At 58.0% G+C, this 12,610-nt stretch carries 12 protein-coding genes and 1 pseudogene; 11 read left to right on the top strand and 2 right to left on the bottom strand.

Going from position 1 to position 12,610, the window contains the following annotated elements; translation table 11 throughout:
- Positions 1-40: 40 nt before the first annotated feature.
- The 7 genes from odhB to AC1DIH_RS25705 all read left to right on the top strand — a co-directional run bounded on the left by odhB (position 41) and on the right by AC1DIH_RS25705 (position 8,170).
- Positions 41-1,261 carry a 2-oxoglutarate dehydrogenase complex dihydrolipoyllysine-residue succinyltransferase gene (gene odhB / locus AC1DIH_RS25735; protein WP_477773766.1) on the top strand — a complete coding sequence of 407 codons (1,221 nt, stop codon included), beginning with the start codon at positions 41-43 and terminating at the stop codon, positions 1,259-1,261.
- Positions 1,262-1,372: 111 nt separating this feature from the next.
- On the top strand, positions 1,373-2,809 hold the full coding sequence (gene lpdA, locus AC1DIH_RS25730; protein ID WP_019692318.1) for a dihydrolipoyl dehydrogenase: 1,437 nt from the start codon (positions 1,373-1,375) through the stop codon (positions 2,807-2,809).
- Positions 2,810-3,005: 196 nt separating this feature from the next.
- Positions 3,006-4,172, top strand: a complete 1,167-nt coding sequence (gene sucC / locus AC1DIH_RS25725; RefSeq protein ID WP_007919879.1) for an ADP-forming succinate--CoA ligase subunit beta — start codon at positions 3,006-3,008, stop codon at positions 4,170-4,172.
- Complete coding sequence (gene sucD / locus AC1DIH_RS25720) at positions 4,172-5,053, top strand: succinate--CoA ligase subunit alpha (RefSeq protein WP_017127973.1); 882 nt, start codon at positions 4,172-4,174, stop codon at positions 5,051-5,053. Before sucC ends, sucD begins: the two co-directional genes overlap by 1 nt.
- Positions 5,054-5,484: 431 nt before the next feature.
- On the top strand, positions 5,485-6,798 hold the full coding sequence (gene brnQ / locus AC1DIH_RS25715; protein ID WP_477773765.1) for a branched-chain amino acid transport system II carrier protein: 1,314 nt from the start codon (positions 5,485-5,487) through the stop codon (positions 6,796-6,798).
- 233 nt (positions 6,799-7,031) lie between these two features.
- Positions 7,032-7,769: a DUF599 domain-containing protein gene (locus AC1DIH_RS25710; RefSeq protein ID WP_103319047.1), complete on the top strand. Its 738-nt coding sequence runs from the start codon at positions 7,032-7,034 to the stop codon at positions 7,767-7,769.
- Positions 7,769-8,170, top strand: a complete 402-nt coding sequence (locus tag AC1DIH_RS25705) for an MAPEG family protein (protein WP_477773764.1) — start codon at positions 7,769-7,771, stop codon at positions 8,168-8,170. The genes AC1DIH_RS25710 and AC1DIH_RS25705 overlap by 1 nt, the downstream gene beginning before the upstream one ends.
- A 66-nt stretch (positions 8,171-8,236) precedes the next feature.
- Here AC1DIH_RS25705 and AC1DIH_RS25700 read toward each other — a convergent pair whose 3' ends face one another.
- Positions 8,237-8,476, bottom strand: a complete 240-nt coding sequence (locus tag AC1DIH_RS25700; RefSeq protein ID WP_103319052.1) for a hypothetical protein — start codon at positions 8,474-8,476, stop codon at positions 8,237-8,239.
- Between the two features lie 160 nt (positions 8,477-8,636).
- Here AC1DIH_RS25700 and AC1DIH_RS25695 point away from each other — a divergent pair, with 160 nt between their 5' ends.
- The 4 genes from AC1DIH_RS25695 to AC1DIH_RS25680 all read left to right on the top strand — a co-directional run bounded on the left by AC1DIH_RS25695 (position 8,637) and on the right by AC1DIH_RS25680 (position 12,351).
- Positions 8,637-9,113: a PaaI family thioesterase gene (locus AC1DIH_RS25695; RefSeq protein WP_477773763.1), complete on the top strand. Its 477-nt coding sequence runs from the start codon at positions 8,637-8,639 to the stop codon at positions 9,111-9,113.
- Positions 9,110-9,562: a PaaI family thioesterase gene (locus tag AC1DIH_RS25690; protein ID WP_477773762.1), complete on the top strand. Its 453-nt coding sequence runs from the start codon at positions 9,110-9,112 to the stop codon at positions 9,560-9,562. Before AC1DIH_RS25695 ends, AC1DIH_RS25690 begins: the two co-directional genes overlap by 4 nt.
- Before the next feature lie 89 nt (positions 9,563-9,651).
- The gene (gene htpG / locus AC1DIH_RS25685; RefSeq protein WP_477773761.1) at positions 9,652-11,556 is read left to right on the top strand and encodes a molecular chaperone HtpG; all 1,905 of its coding nucleotides are present in this window, start codon (positions 9,652-9,654) and stop codon (positions 11,554-11,556) included.
- A gap of 66 nt (positions 11,557-11,622) precedes the next feature.
- Complete coding sequence (locus AC1DIH_RS25680) at positions 11,623-12,351, top strand: dienelactone hydrolase family protein (protein ID WP_477773760.1); 729 nt, start codon at positions 11,623-11,625, stop codon at positions 12,349-12,351.
- 124 nt (positions 12,352-12,475) lie between these two features.
- Here the strand turns inward: AC1DIH_RS25680 and AC1DIH_RS25675 are convergent.
- Positions 12,476-12,610: pseudogene (locus AC1DIH_RS25675) on the bottom strand (IS110 family transposase); the annotation flags it as partial.

Genomic DNA, 12,610 nt, shown 5'->3' with positions numbered 1-12,610 from the left:
CCTTCGCGCACCTGAAACCGAATTTAAGGAACCACAGACAATGGCTATCGAGATCAAAGCCCCCACTTTCCCGGAATCGGTTGCCGATGGCACCGTTGCCACCTGGCACAAAAAACCGGGCGACGCGGTCAAGCGCGACGAACTGATCGTCGACATCGAAACCGATAAAGTCGTACTGGAAGTGTTGGCTACCGCTGATGGCGTACTGGGCGCTATCGTCAAGAACGAAGGCGACACCGTTCTGTCCGACGAAGTCCTGGGCTCCATCGGCGAGGGCGGTGCTGTTGCCGCCGCTCCGGCTGCTGCTGCCGCTGCGCCTGCACAGGCTGCTGCTTCGGCCGCTGTTGGCGAAGACGATCCTGTTGCTGCACCGGCTGCTCGCAAGCTGGCTGAAGAAAACGGCATCAACATCGCTTCCGTTGCCGGTACTGGCAAAGGCGGTCGTGTGACCAAGGAAGACGTGGTTGCTGCAGTGGCTGCCAAGGCCGCTGCTCCGGCTGCCGCACCTGCCAAGGCTGCTGCCCCGGCTGCTGCTGCTCCTGTGTTCGCCGCTGGCGACCGCACCGAGAAGCGCGTACCGATGACCCGCGTGCGTGCAACCGTGGCCAAGCGCCTGGTTGAAGCCCAGTCGAACATGGCGATGCTGACGACTTTCAACGAAGTCGACATGACTGAAGTCATGGCCCTGCGTTCGAAGTACAAGGACCTGTTCGAGAAGTCCCACAATGGCGTGCGCCTGGGCTTCATGTCGTTCTTCGTGAAAGCGGCCACCGAAGCGCTGAAACGCTTCCCGGCAGTCAACGCTTCCATCGACGGCGGCGACATCGTGTACCACGGCTATGCTGACGTCGGCGTTGCCGTGTCCAGCGACCGTGGCCTGGTGGTGCCGGTTCTGCGTAACGCCGAACTGATGAGCCTGGCTGAAATCGAAGGCGGCATTGCCAACTTCGGCAAGAAAGCTCGCGACGGCAAGCTGACCATCGACGAAATGACTGGTGGTACGTTCACCATCACCAACGGTGGTACCTTCGGCTCGATGATGTCGACCCCGATCGTCAACCCGCCGCAAGCGGCTATCCTGGGCATGCACAACATTCTGCAGCGCCCGATGGCGATCAACGGTCAGGTTGTTATCCGTCCGATGATGTACCTGGCTCTGTCCTACGATCACCGTTTGATCGACGGCAAAGAAGCTGTGACCTTCCTGGTTACCATCAAGAACCTGCTGGAAGACCCGGCTCGTCTGCTGCTGGATATCTGATTTCGTTGCACGGGCCGCTCAGCGATGAGCGGTCCATCTGTAATGACCAGCTTCGTCCCACGACGGTCCCCTGAACGGGATCGTCCGGTTTGATTCGAGAAGGAATGACACATGACTCAGAAATTCGACGTGGTAGTGATCGGTGCGGGCCCTGGCGGCTACGTAGCTGCCATTAAAGCGGCGCAACTTGGCCTTTCGACTGCCTGCATCGAGAAATACACCGACAAAGAGGGCAAACTGGCCCTCGGCGGTACTTGCCTGAACGTCGGTTGCATTCCGTCCAAGGCGCTGCTGGACAGCTCCTGGAAGTTTCACGAAGCTCAAGACGGCTTCGCGATCCACGGCATCAACCACGCTGGCGTGACCATGGACGTGCCAGCAATGGTCGGCCGCAAGGCCAACATCGTCAAAGGCCTGACCTCTGGCGTTGCCACCCTGTTCAAAGCCAATGGCGTGACCTCCCTGCAAGGCCACGGCAAACTGCTGGCCGGCAAGAAAGTCGAACTGACCAAGCCTGACGGCAGCGTCGAAATCATCGAAGCCGAGAACGTGATTCTCGCTTCGGGCTCGCGTCCGATCGATATTCCACCGGCTCCGGTTGACCAGAAAGTGATCGTCGATTCGACGGGCGCTCTGGAATTCCAATCGGTTCCAAAACGTCTGGGCGTGATCGGCGCTGGCGTGATCGGTCTGGAACTGGGTTCGGTATGGTCCCGTCTGGGCGCTCAAGTGACTGTCCTGGAAGCCCTGGACACGTTCCTGATGGCTGCTGACACCGCCGTTTCCAAGGAAGCGCTGAAAACCCTGACCAAACAAGGTCTGGACATCAAGCTGGGCGCGCGCGTTACCGGTTCCAAAGTCAACGGCGAAGAAGTCGTGGTGACCTACACCGACGCCAACGGCGAACAGACCATCACCTTCGACAAGCTGATCGTAGCCGTTGGTCGCCGTCCGGTGACCACCGATCTGCTGGCTGCCGATAGCGGCGTGACCATCGACGAGCGTGGCTTCATCTTCGTTGACGACCAGTGCGCGACCAGCGTTCCAGGCGTTTATGCGATCGGTGACGTGGTTCGCGGCATGATGCTGGCGCACAAGGCCTCGGAAGAGGGCATCATGGTTGTCGAGCGCATCAAGGGCCATAAAGCCCAGATGAACTATGACCTGATCCCTTCTGTTATTTATACTCACCCGGAAATTGCATGGGTGGGTAAAACCGAGCAGGCCTTGAAAGCTGAAGGCGTTGAAGTTAACGTCGGCACTTTCCCGTTCGCAGCCTCTGGCCGTGCCATGGCAGCCAACGATACCGGCGGTTTCGTCAAAGTGATCGCCGATGCCAAGACTGACCGCGTATTGGGCGTCCACGTGATTGGCCCGAGCGCAGCAGAACTGGTACAGCAGGGCGCAATCGGCATGGAATTCGGCACTAGCGCCGAAGACCTGGGCATGATGGTTTTCTCCCATCCGACCCTGTCCGAAGCTTTGCACGAAGCAGCTCTGGCAGTGAATGGCGGCGCCATTCACATCGCCAACCGCAAGAAGCGTTAAGACAATAAGAAACCACGGCGGAATGGCCCGTCGTGAGCCTTGCCTGCAAGACTCACCGCGGAATATCCGCTGGACGCAGTCTTGCGTAGCTGTACCGGGTATCCGGAAAGGCTACGCAAGCAGCAGTCACAGGTGGTGCGGCACTTGAATGAGTGCAGCACCGAATGCGCAGTACCTAACGAAGACGGTAATAAGCATGAATCTTCACGAGTATCAGGGTAAGCAGCTGTTCGCTGAGTACGGCCTGCCAGTATCGACCGGTTACGCGGTAGACACCCCGGAAGCAGCAGCAGAAGCTTGCGACAAAATCGGCGGCAGCGAGTGGGTTGTCAAAGCCCAGGTTCACGCCGGTGGTCGCGGTAAAGCGGGCGGCGTCAAGCTGGTTCGCAGCAAAGAAGACGCTAAAGCATTCGCTCAACAGTGGTTGGGCAAGCGTCTGGTGACTTACCAGACTGATGCCAATGGTCAGCCAGTCACCAAGATCCTGGTTGAATCGTGCACTGATATCGCTAAAGAGCTGTACCTGGGCGCTGTCGTTGACCGTTCGAGCCGTCGCATCGTGTTCATGGCTTCCACCGAAGGTGGCGTGGACATCGAGAAAATCGCTCACGACACCCCTGAGAAAATCCTCAAGGCCACTATCGATCCACTGGTTGGCGCTCAGCCATTCCAGGGTCGCGAGCTGGCATTCCAGCTGGGTCTGGAAGGCAAGCAAGTTGCTCAGTTCGCCAAGATCTTCGTAGGTCTGGCCAAACTGTTCAAGGATCACGACCTGGCTCTGCTGGAAGTGAACCCGCTGGTGATCAAGGCTGACGGCGATCTGCACTGCCTGGACGCGAAGATCAACATCGACGCCAACGCCATGTACCGTCAGCCTAAGCTGAAGACTTTCCACGATCCGTCGCAAGACGATCCGCGCGAAGCGCACGCTGCCAAGTTCGAACTGAACTACGTAGCGCTGGAAGGCAACATCGGTTGCATGGTCAACGGTGCTGGCCTGGCCATGGGTACCATGGACATCGTCAACCTGCATGGCGGCAAACCAGCCAACTTCCTCGACGTGGGCGGCGGTGCTACCAAAGAACGCGTTACCGAAGCGTTCAAGATCATCCTGTCCGACACTAACGTCGCTGCAGTATTGGTCAACATCTTCGGCGGCATCGTTCGCTGCGACATGATTGCCGAAGGCATCATCGGCGCTGTGAAAGAAGTCGGCGTGAAAATCCCGGTTGTTGTTCGCCTTGAAGGCAACAACGCTGAGCTGGGCGCTAAAGTACTGGCAGAAAGCGGTTTGAACATCATCGCTGCTACCAGCCTGACCGACGCTGCTCAACAAGTCGTTAAAGCTGCGGAGGGCAAATAATGAGCGTCCTGATCAATAAAGACACCAAAGTTATCTGCCAGGGTATTACCGGTTCGCAAGGTAGTTTCCACACCCAGCAAGCCATCGAGTACGGCACCAAGATGGTTGGCGGCGTGACTCCAGGCAAAGGCGGCACCGAGCACCTGGGTCTGCCAGTGTTCAACACCGTGAAAGATGCTGTAGCTGCCACTGGCGCCACCGCCAGCGTGATCTACGTTCCAGCTCCTTTCTGCAAGGACTCGATCCTGGAAGCAGCATTCGGCGGCATCAAGCTGATCGTTTGCATCACTGAAGGCATTCCTACCCTGGATATGCTGGATGCCAAGGTCAAGTGCGACGAACTGGGCGTGATCCTGATCGGCCCTAACTGCCCAGGCGTGATCACTCCAGGCGAATGCAAGATCGGCATCATGCCAGGTCACATTCACTTGCCAGGCAAGGTCGGTATCGTTTCGCGTTCCGGCACCCTGACCTACGAAGCTGTGAAGCAGACTACTGACGCCGGTTTCGGTCAGTCGACTTGCGTCGGCATCGGTGGTGACCCGATCCCGGGTTCGAACTTCATCGACATCCTGAAACTGTTCCAGGAAGACCCGAAGACCGAAGCGATCGTCATGATCGGTGAGATCGGCGGTTCGGCTGAAGAAGAAGCGGCTGCCTACATCAAGGCACACGTGACCAAGCCGGTTGTTTCCTACATCGCTGGTGTGACTGCTCCTCCGGGCAAGCGCATGGGCCATGCTGGCGCAATCATCTCTGGCGGCAAAGGCACTGCAGACGAGAAATTCGCTGCTCTGCAAGACGCAGGCGTTAAAACCGTGCGTTCGCTGGCAGACATCGGCAAGGCCCTGGCCGAGCTGACTGGCTGGGCTGTCAAGTAAGCCTCGCGCTTAGCTGACGCTCCACCAGACAAAGGCCACCTTCGGGTGGCCTTTGTCGTTTCTGACGTTTCTGTGGTGTCGGTGAGGGCCCCATCGCGAGCAGGCTCGCTCCCACATTTATCTCGAGTGCCCACACATCCTATTCACACAGAAAGTCCCTCGTGGGAGCGAGCCTGCTCGCGATGGCTTACTGACAGTCGACAACCATTCAGATGCAAAAACACGACATGGATATGTCGCGCATCGGATAGTTCGCCCTGTAATAGTGCGTTTGTCAGACAAATTAGTTACGCTAGCCGCCATTTTGCGTTTGCTGCCCACAAGGACGCTGCGCGCTAAACGGGTCAGTCCTATACGGACCGACAGCATTTCCCTCACCCATAAGGGAAATCCCTCTCTAAATTCCGATTCAGTAGTGTGGTATTTCCTTAATGAAAGTGTTGAAAGGCCAGGACATCCTGGCACTCGGCTTCATGACGTTTGCCCTGTTCGTCGGGGCCGGTAACATCATCTTCCCGCCTATCGTCGGTTTGCAGTCCGGGCCTAATGTCTGGATGGCGGCGCTGGGCTTTCTGATCACTGCCGTCGGTTTGCCGGTGATCACCGTTGTCGCGCTGGCCAAGGTCGGTGGCGCCATGGACTCTTTGAGCAGCCCGATCGGCAAAATCGCCGGTGGTGTGCTGGCGGCCGCGTGCTACCTCGCTGTGGGCCCGCTGTTCGCCACCCCGCGGACCGCGACCGTGTCCTTCGAAGTGGGCCTGGCGCCGCTGACCGGCGAAAGCCCGCTGGCGCTGCTGCTCTACAGCTCGGTTTACTTCCTGCTGGTGTTCTTCATCTCGCTGTACCCGGGCCGTCTGCTGGACACCGTGGGCCGTTTCCTCGCGCCACTGAAGATCATCGCGCTGGCCGTGCTCGGCATCGCCGCGTTCGCCTTGCCGGCGGGTGACATCGGCACCGCCACACCTGAGTACGTGGCGGCACCGTTCTCCCAGGGGTTCATCAATGGTTACCTGACCATGGATACCCTTGGTGCTCTGGTGTTCGGCATCGTGATCGTCAACGCCATTCGTTCTCGCGGCGTTGAGTCTCCAGTCCTGATCACGCGTTACGCGATCATCGCCGGGCTGATTGCCGGTGTCGGTCTGGCGCTGGTGTACGTGAGCCTGTTCCGCCTGGGTTCGGGTAGCCATGAAGTGGCCGTCGGCGCTACCAATGGCGCAGCGGTGTTGCACGCGTATGTGCAACACACTTTCGGTTCCCTGGGCAGCGGCTTCCTCGCGGTGCTGATTTCCCTGGCCTGCCTGGTGACGGCAGTCGGTCTGACCTGTGCTTGCGCCGAATACTTCAGTCGCGTGCTGCCACTGTCCTACAAGACACTGGTGATCATCCTGGCGGCGTTCTCGCTGCTGGTGTCCAACCTGGGCCTGACCAAGCTGATCGCATTCTCGATCCCGGTACTGACCGCGATTTACCCGCCTTGCATCGTCTTGGTGGCGCTGAGCTTCTGCAAGGATTTCTGGCTGGAGCAAGGTCGCATCGTTGGCCCGGTGATGCTGGTGTCGTTCCTGTTCGGCATGATCGACGCGCTTAAAGGCGCGGGTCTGGCGGACTGGATGCCGACTCAATTGGCACACTTGCCGCTGGCTGAGCAAGGTCTGGCATGGCTGGTGCCTTGCTTCTTTACCCTGGTGGTTGCATGTGCGTGCGACCGCTTGCTGGGCAAGCGCAGCGAAGCCCTGGCCTGACGCTTCAAGGCCCGCCACAAGCGGGCGTTGAGCAACAATAGAAATGCCCCGTATCAATCGATATGGGGCATTTTTATTGGCTGATATTAATGCCATACGGAGATCAAATGTGTGCGGGCTTGCTCGCGAAGGGGGCATAACATTCAATAGTGATGTTGACTGAAAGTCCGCTTTCGCGAGCAAGCCCGCTCCCACAGGTTCCGGTCGTCCATACTTACACCACAGGGATACGCATGTCGTTCATCCACACCAATCTGATCCACATTCTTGCCGCGCTCTGGTTTGTTATCTGCTGGGGCGGTTATACCCGTTACGCTATCTGGAAGGGCCGCGATACCGCGTGCCTGGCCAGCGTGCTGCACTTGTATCGCGAAGACTGGATGCGCCGCATGCTGCTGCGCGACAACCGCATTGCTGACGCCAGTGTGGTGGGCAACCTGGAGCGTAACGCCTCGTTCTTCGCCTCGAGTACCTTGATCATCCTCGCCGGTATTCTCACGGTGCTGGGCTCCTCTGAGCGGGCGCTGTCGTTGCTGGCGGACATTCCGATGGTTCAACAGGCTTCCCAAGGCATGTCGGAAATCAAGCTGCTGTGCCTGGCGCTGGTGTTCGTCTACGCCTTCTTCACCTTCAGTTGGTGCATGCGCCAATACAACTTCGCGGCGATCCTGATCGGCTCGGCGCCGATGATCGGTGAGCGCCACGTGTCCGAGCAGGAGCGCAAGGCCTTCGCTTCGCGTGCCGCGCGGGTGATCTCGATGGCGGCCAACCAGTTCAACTTCGGCCTGCGCTCCTATTACTTCGGCATGACCATGCTCGCCTGGTTCGTCAGCCCGTGGCTGTTCATGTTGATGAGCGCGGGGGTGGTGCTGGTGTTGTATCGCCGGGAGTTTCACTCCGACGTGCTCGACGTAATGGTCTATACCCCTACAGAGGCGCCATTGCCTGAGGCGATCAAAGAGGTAGCCTGATGAGTATCCCGTTCTGGTGCGTGTTTATCAGTGCCTTGCTGATTTTCATCGCCCGCATACCGGTGGCCAAGGCCATGAAAGAGCAGGGTGGTTACAACAATCACCTGCCGCGCGCGCAACAAGTACAGCTCACAGGCTTCGGCGCTCGCGCACTGGTCGCGCATCAGAACAGTTTCGAGGCCTTCCTGTTGTTTGCGGTCGGGGTGTTGATGGCGCACACCACGCAAACGGCGGGGTGGCTGATTGACGGGTTGGCAATCATCTTTGTGATTGCCCGGGTGATCTACTTGTTGTGCTACTGGGCAGACCTGGCCTGGCAACGAAGCCTGGTGTGGTTTGTCGGCTTTGTCTGTTCGCTGCTGCTGATGGTTAGTCCGACTTTTCGCGCGGTGTTGCTCTAACGCTTTAGCGGCGAACACAATAAAGCCCGCACTTGGCGGGCTTTATTTTTGCTGCTCTAAAACCGATTAGTTGGTTTTAGGTGCGGCTTGTTCAGCAGCTGTCTTGCTCGAATCTACCTGAGCTTTGGCAGCATCAGCGGCTTCTTTCGCTGCGTCGTTCACTTTATCCTGAGCTTCACCAATTTTTTGCTGGGCTTGTTCAATTTTTTGGGTGGCTTCTTGAGCTTTGTCCTCGGGTTTTTTACCGCAGGCAGCGATGCCGAGGGAAGCGGTCAACATCAAGGCAATAGCTAAAGTCTTACGCATGGGGTGTTTCTCCTGGTGGAAAATATCTACTTGCCCTTTCGAACGCACCACCGTGGGTTAAGTTCCATGTTTCCTACAGATATATAAGATTTATCTAGGAGGGAACTTTTTCTTAGTCCCTATCCTGCTATGCAACACCACTAAAAAGAGCCTTTACCGAATGATCGACAACCCCATTTTCGAGCGAGCGACGCGGTTTTTATCGGCGCTGAGGCATTGCCAGGTGCTCGGGTTGCGTGTGCACAGCGCGAGCAATGACGGGCTGACAATCACGTTGCCGTACAGCCCGCAGATCGTCGGTAATCCGCAAACCGGTGTGATTCATGGCGGGGCCATCACCTCGTTGATGGACACCGCGTGCGGCATGGCAACGCTCTGTGTTTTGCCGGAGTTCGAGGTTTGCCCGACCCTGGATCTGCGTATCGACTACATGCACCCGGCCGAGCCGCATAAAGAAGTGCATGGTTTTGCCCAGTGCTACCGGGTGACGACCGATGTGATCTTCACGCGCGGATTTGCTTACCAGGATGACCCGCAAAAGCCGATCGCCCACGTAGTCGGGACCTTCATGCGCATGGGCAAAGGTGTCAAAGGCACCAAGGGTTTTGGTGGCGTCATCAGTGGTGGGACGAAATGACTGATAACTTCAAAGAGCAATTGCAGCAGGCTCACGAGCGTGGCGATTACGCCTCGCTGCTGCAGCTGATTCCCTACGCCAAGCTGATCGGCGTCGAGTGCTCGCGACTGGGTGACGAACTGCTTTTTCGTTTGCCGGCGAACAAGGACAATATTGGCAACCCTTTGCTGCCAGCAATTCATGGCGGGGTGATTGCAGGCTTCATGGAACTGGCGGCGGCCCTGCATTTGCTGATCTTTACCGGTTCCCCCGGTGTGCCGAAGATCATCGACTTCTCCCTCGATTATCTGCGTGCCGGGCAGTTTCGTGACACCTACGCCAAATGCCAGGTGTGCCGTCAGGGGCGGCGGGTCGCCAACGTTGCGATAACCGCGTGGCAGAGCACTCAAACCGAGCCGATTGCCACGGCGCGTGCGCATTTCAAGATTGAAGAAACGCCAAGCCCTTGAAATCCTCGGCATAGCCCCCAACTCTGATGACATCCCGCCGTCACCCCTTCAGGGTGCGGCCACTGCCATCCAATCGGAGTTTGATGACCATGAGCGTGGAAACTCAAAAGGAAACCCTGGGCTTCCAGACCGAGGTGAAGCAACTGCTGCACCTGATGATCCATTCGCTGTATTCCAACAAGGAAATTTTCCTTCGCGAACTGATCTCCAACGCCTCCGACGCTGTCGACAAATTACGTTTCGAAGCCCTGTCCAAGCCTGAGTGGCTGGAAGGTGGCGCCGAACTGAAAATCCGCGTGAGCTTCGACAAGGACGCGAAAACCGTCACCCTCGAAGACAACGGTATCGGCATGAGCCGTGACGATGTCGTGACCCACCTGGGCACCATCGCCAAATCCGGCACAGCCGATTTCATGAAACACCTGTCCGGCGATCAGAAGAAAGACTCGCACCTGATCGGCCAGTTCGGCGTGGGTTTCTACTCTGCCTTTATCGTTGCCGATAAAGTTGACGTGTTCAGCCGCCGTGCCGGCCTCGCTGCCAGCGAAGGCGTGCACTGGTCGTCCAAGGGTGAAGGCGAATTCGACGTCGCCACCATCGACAAGGAAGACCGCGGTACTCGCATCGTCCTGCATCTGAAGTCCGCTGAAGACGAGTTCGCCGATGGCTGGCGTCTGCGCAACATCATCAAGAAATACTCCGATCACATCGCTTTGCCGATCGAGCTGCCGAAAGAAGTGGCAGCCGCCGAAGGCGAAGAGAAACCAGCCGTTGAATGGGAAACCGTCAACCGCGCCAGTGCTCTTTGGACCCGTCCGCGTACCGAAGTCAAAGACGAGGAATACCAGGAGTTCTACAAGCACATCGCTCACGATTTCGAGAACCCGCTGAGCTGGAGCCACAACAAGGTCGAAGGCAAGCTGGAGTACAACTCGCTGCTTTACGTGCCGGCCCGTGCTCCGTTCGACCTGTATCAGCGTGAAGCGCCACGTGGCCTGAAGCTCTACGTGCAGCGTGTGTTCGTCATGGACCAGGCTGAGTCGTTCCTGCCGCTGTACCTGCGTTTCATCAAAGGCGTGGTCGACTCCAACGACCTGTCGCTGAACGTCTCGCGTGAAATCCTGCAGAAAGACCCGATCATCGATTCGATGAAGTCGGCGCTGACCAAGCGCGTTCTGGACATGCTGGAAAAACTGGCGAAGAACGAGCCTGAGCAATACAAGGGCTTCTGGAAAAACTTCGGTCAGGTCATGAAAGAAGGCCCGGCTGAAGATTTCGCCAACAAAGAGAAAATCGCTGGCCTGCTGCGTTTCGCCTCCACCCAGGGTGAAGAGGGCGAGCAAGTGGTCTCGCTGGCCGAATACCTGGCTCGCGCCAAGGAAGGTCAGGACAAGATCTACTACCTGACCGGTGAAACTTATGCACAGGTCAAGAACAGCCCGCACCTGGAAGTCTTCCGCAAGAAAGGCATCGAAGTGCTGCTGTTGACCGACCGCATCGACGAGTGGCTGATGAGCTACCTCAACGACTTCGACGGCAAGAGCTTTGTCGACGTGGCACGCGGTGACCTGGACCTGGGCAACCTGGACTCGGCAGAGGACAAGAAAGCCGCAGAAGAAGTCGCCAAGAGCAAAGAAGGCCTGGTTGAGCGGATCAAGACTGCTTTGGGTGAAACCGTCAGCGAAGTGCGGGTTTCCCACCGTCTGACCGATTCGCCGGCGATTCTGGCGATCGGTGAGCAGGACCTGGGCCTGCAAATGCGTCAGATCCTCGAAGCCAGCGGTCAGAAGGTTCCGGATTCCAAGCCGATCTTCGAATTCAACCCGGCTCACCCGCTGATCGAAAAACTCGACGGCGAGCAGAGCGAAGAGCGTTTTGGCGACCTGTCGCACATCCTCTTCGATCAGGCGGCCCTGGCTGCCGGCGACAGCTTGAAAGACCCGGCCGCCTATGTGCGCCGCCTGAACAAGCTGCTGGTTGAACTGTCGGTTTAACTGAGTTGTAGAAAAACCCGCTTCGGCGGGTTTTTTCATTCTGGCGTTTCTTTACGGGAGTGAGTCATGAGCCAAGTTACTGTGCGTTCCGTGGTCTATCAGATTGAGGGTCAGTCTTACGAAGGTCGCCTGGCGTTCGACGCCGGCCACACAGGCCCGCGTCCGGGCTTGCTGATGGCGCCGAACTGGATGGGGGTCAGCGCCGGGGCCGAGAAGATTGCCCAGGAGGTTGCCGCCAAGGGGTATGTGGTGTTGATTGCCGACCTGTATGGGCAGGCGATTCGTCCGCAGAATGGCGACGAGGCGGGCGCGGCGATGATGCCGCTGAAGAATGATCGTGCGCTGCTGCGCAAGCGCATGCAGGCGGCATTTGCCGCGTTGCAGAGCCAGGGTGAAGCAGCGGTCGATGCTTCGAAGCTGGCAGCGTTCGGTTTCTGCTTCGGCGGTTGCTGTGCTCTGGAGCTGGCCCGTACCGGCGCGCCGCTCAAGGCTGCCGTGTCGTTCCACGGTACGCTGGACACACCGAACCCCGCCGATGCGAAAAATATCAAAGGCTCGGTGCTGGTGCTGCACGGTGCATCCGATCCATTGGTTGCGAAAGAGCAGTTGCCGGCCTTCGAAGCTGAAATGAACGCTGCGGGCGTGGATTGGCAGTTGCTCAGCTACGGCGGCGCGGTGCATTCCTTTACCGACCCGCACGCCAATGTGCCGGGCATGATGATGTACGACGCCAAAACCGCCAAGCGGGCCTTTGTGTCGATGCATAACTTGCTGGATGAAGTGTTCAACGGCTAACGCTGTGTTTCAGGCACTGGTTGTTTCGGTGCCTGGGAGGGCCTCTTCGCGAGCAAGCCCGCTCCCACACTGAATCGCAGCGCACACACATTCTGAGTTCACTGCCGATCTAATGTGGGAGATTCTATGTTGCAGGACAACCCTGCAGCGGTCGATTCGGTCGGTATTCGCTCTGGTTTTTCATCAGGGCGAACGCCACCCGGGCGAGTTTGCGGGCAAGGATTACCAGGGCCTGAGTCTTCTTGAAACCTCTGGCCAG

The sequence above is a fragment of the Pseudomonas sp. 05N36 genome, assembly GCF_056397385.1.
The sequence above is the reverse complement of the archived record's forward strand: the minus strand, read 5'-3'. Positions and strand labels throughout refer to the sequence as shown.

Coding starts and splice junctions, on each gene's coding strand:
- odhB (WP_477773766.1), top strand. CDS start 41: ATGGCTATCGAGATCAAAGCCCCCACTTTCCCGGAATCGGTTGCCGAT.
- lpdA (WP_019692318.1), top strand. CDS start 1,373: ATGACTCAGAAATTCGACGTGGTAGTGATCGGTGCGGGCCCTGGCGGC.
- sucC (WP_007919879.1), top strand. CDS start 3,006: ATGAATCTTCACGAGTATCAGGGTAAGCAGCTGTTCGCTGAGTACGGC.
- sucD (WP_017127973.1), top strand. CDS start 4,172: ATGAGCGTCCTGATCAATAAAGACACCAAAGTTATCTGCCAGGGTATT.
- brnQ (WP_477773765.1), top strand. CDS start 5,485: ATGAAAGTGTTGAAAGGCCAGGACATCCTGGCACTCGGCTTCATGACG.
- AC1DIH_RS25710 (WP_103319047.1), top strand. CDS start 7,032: ATGTCGTTCATCCACACCAATCTGATCCACATTCTTGCCGCGCTCTGG.
- AC1DIH_RS25705 (WP_477773764.1), top strand. CDS start 7,769: ATGAGTATCCCGTTCTGGTGCGTGTTTATCAGTGCCTTGCTGATTTTC.
- AC1DIH_RS25700 (WP_103319052.1), bottom strand. CDS start 8,476: ATGCGTAAGACTTTAGCTATTGCCTTGATGTTGACCGCTTCCCTCGGC.
- AC1DIH_RS25695 (WP_477773763.1), top strand. CDS start 8,637: ATGATCGACAACCCCATTTTCGAGCGAGCGACGCGGTTTTTATCGGCG.
- AC1DIH_RS25690 (WP_477773762.1), top strand. CDS start 9,110: ATGACTGATAACTTCAAAGAGCAATTGCAGCAGGCTCACGAGCGTGGC.
- htpG (WP_477773761.1), top strand. CDS start 9,652: ATGAGCGTGGAAACTCAAAAGGAAACCCTGGGCTTCCAGACCGAGGTG.
- AC1DIH_RS25680 (WP_477773760.1), top strand. CDS start 11,623: ATGAGCCAAGTTACTGTGCGTTCCGTGGTCTATCAGATTGAGGGTCAG.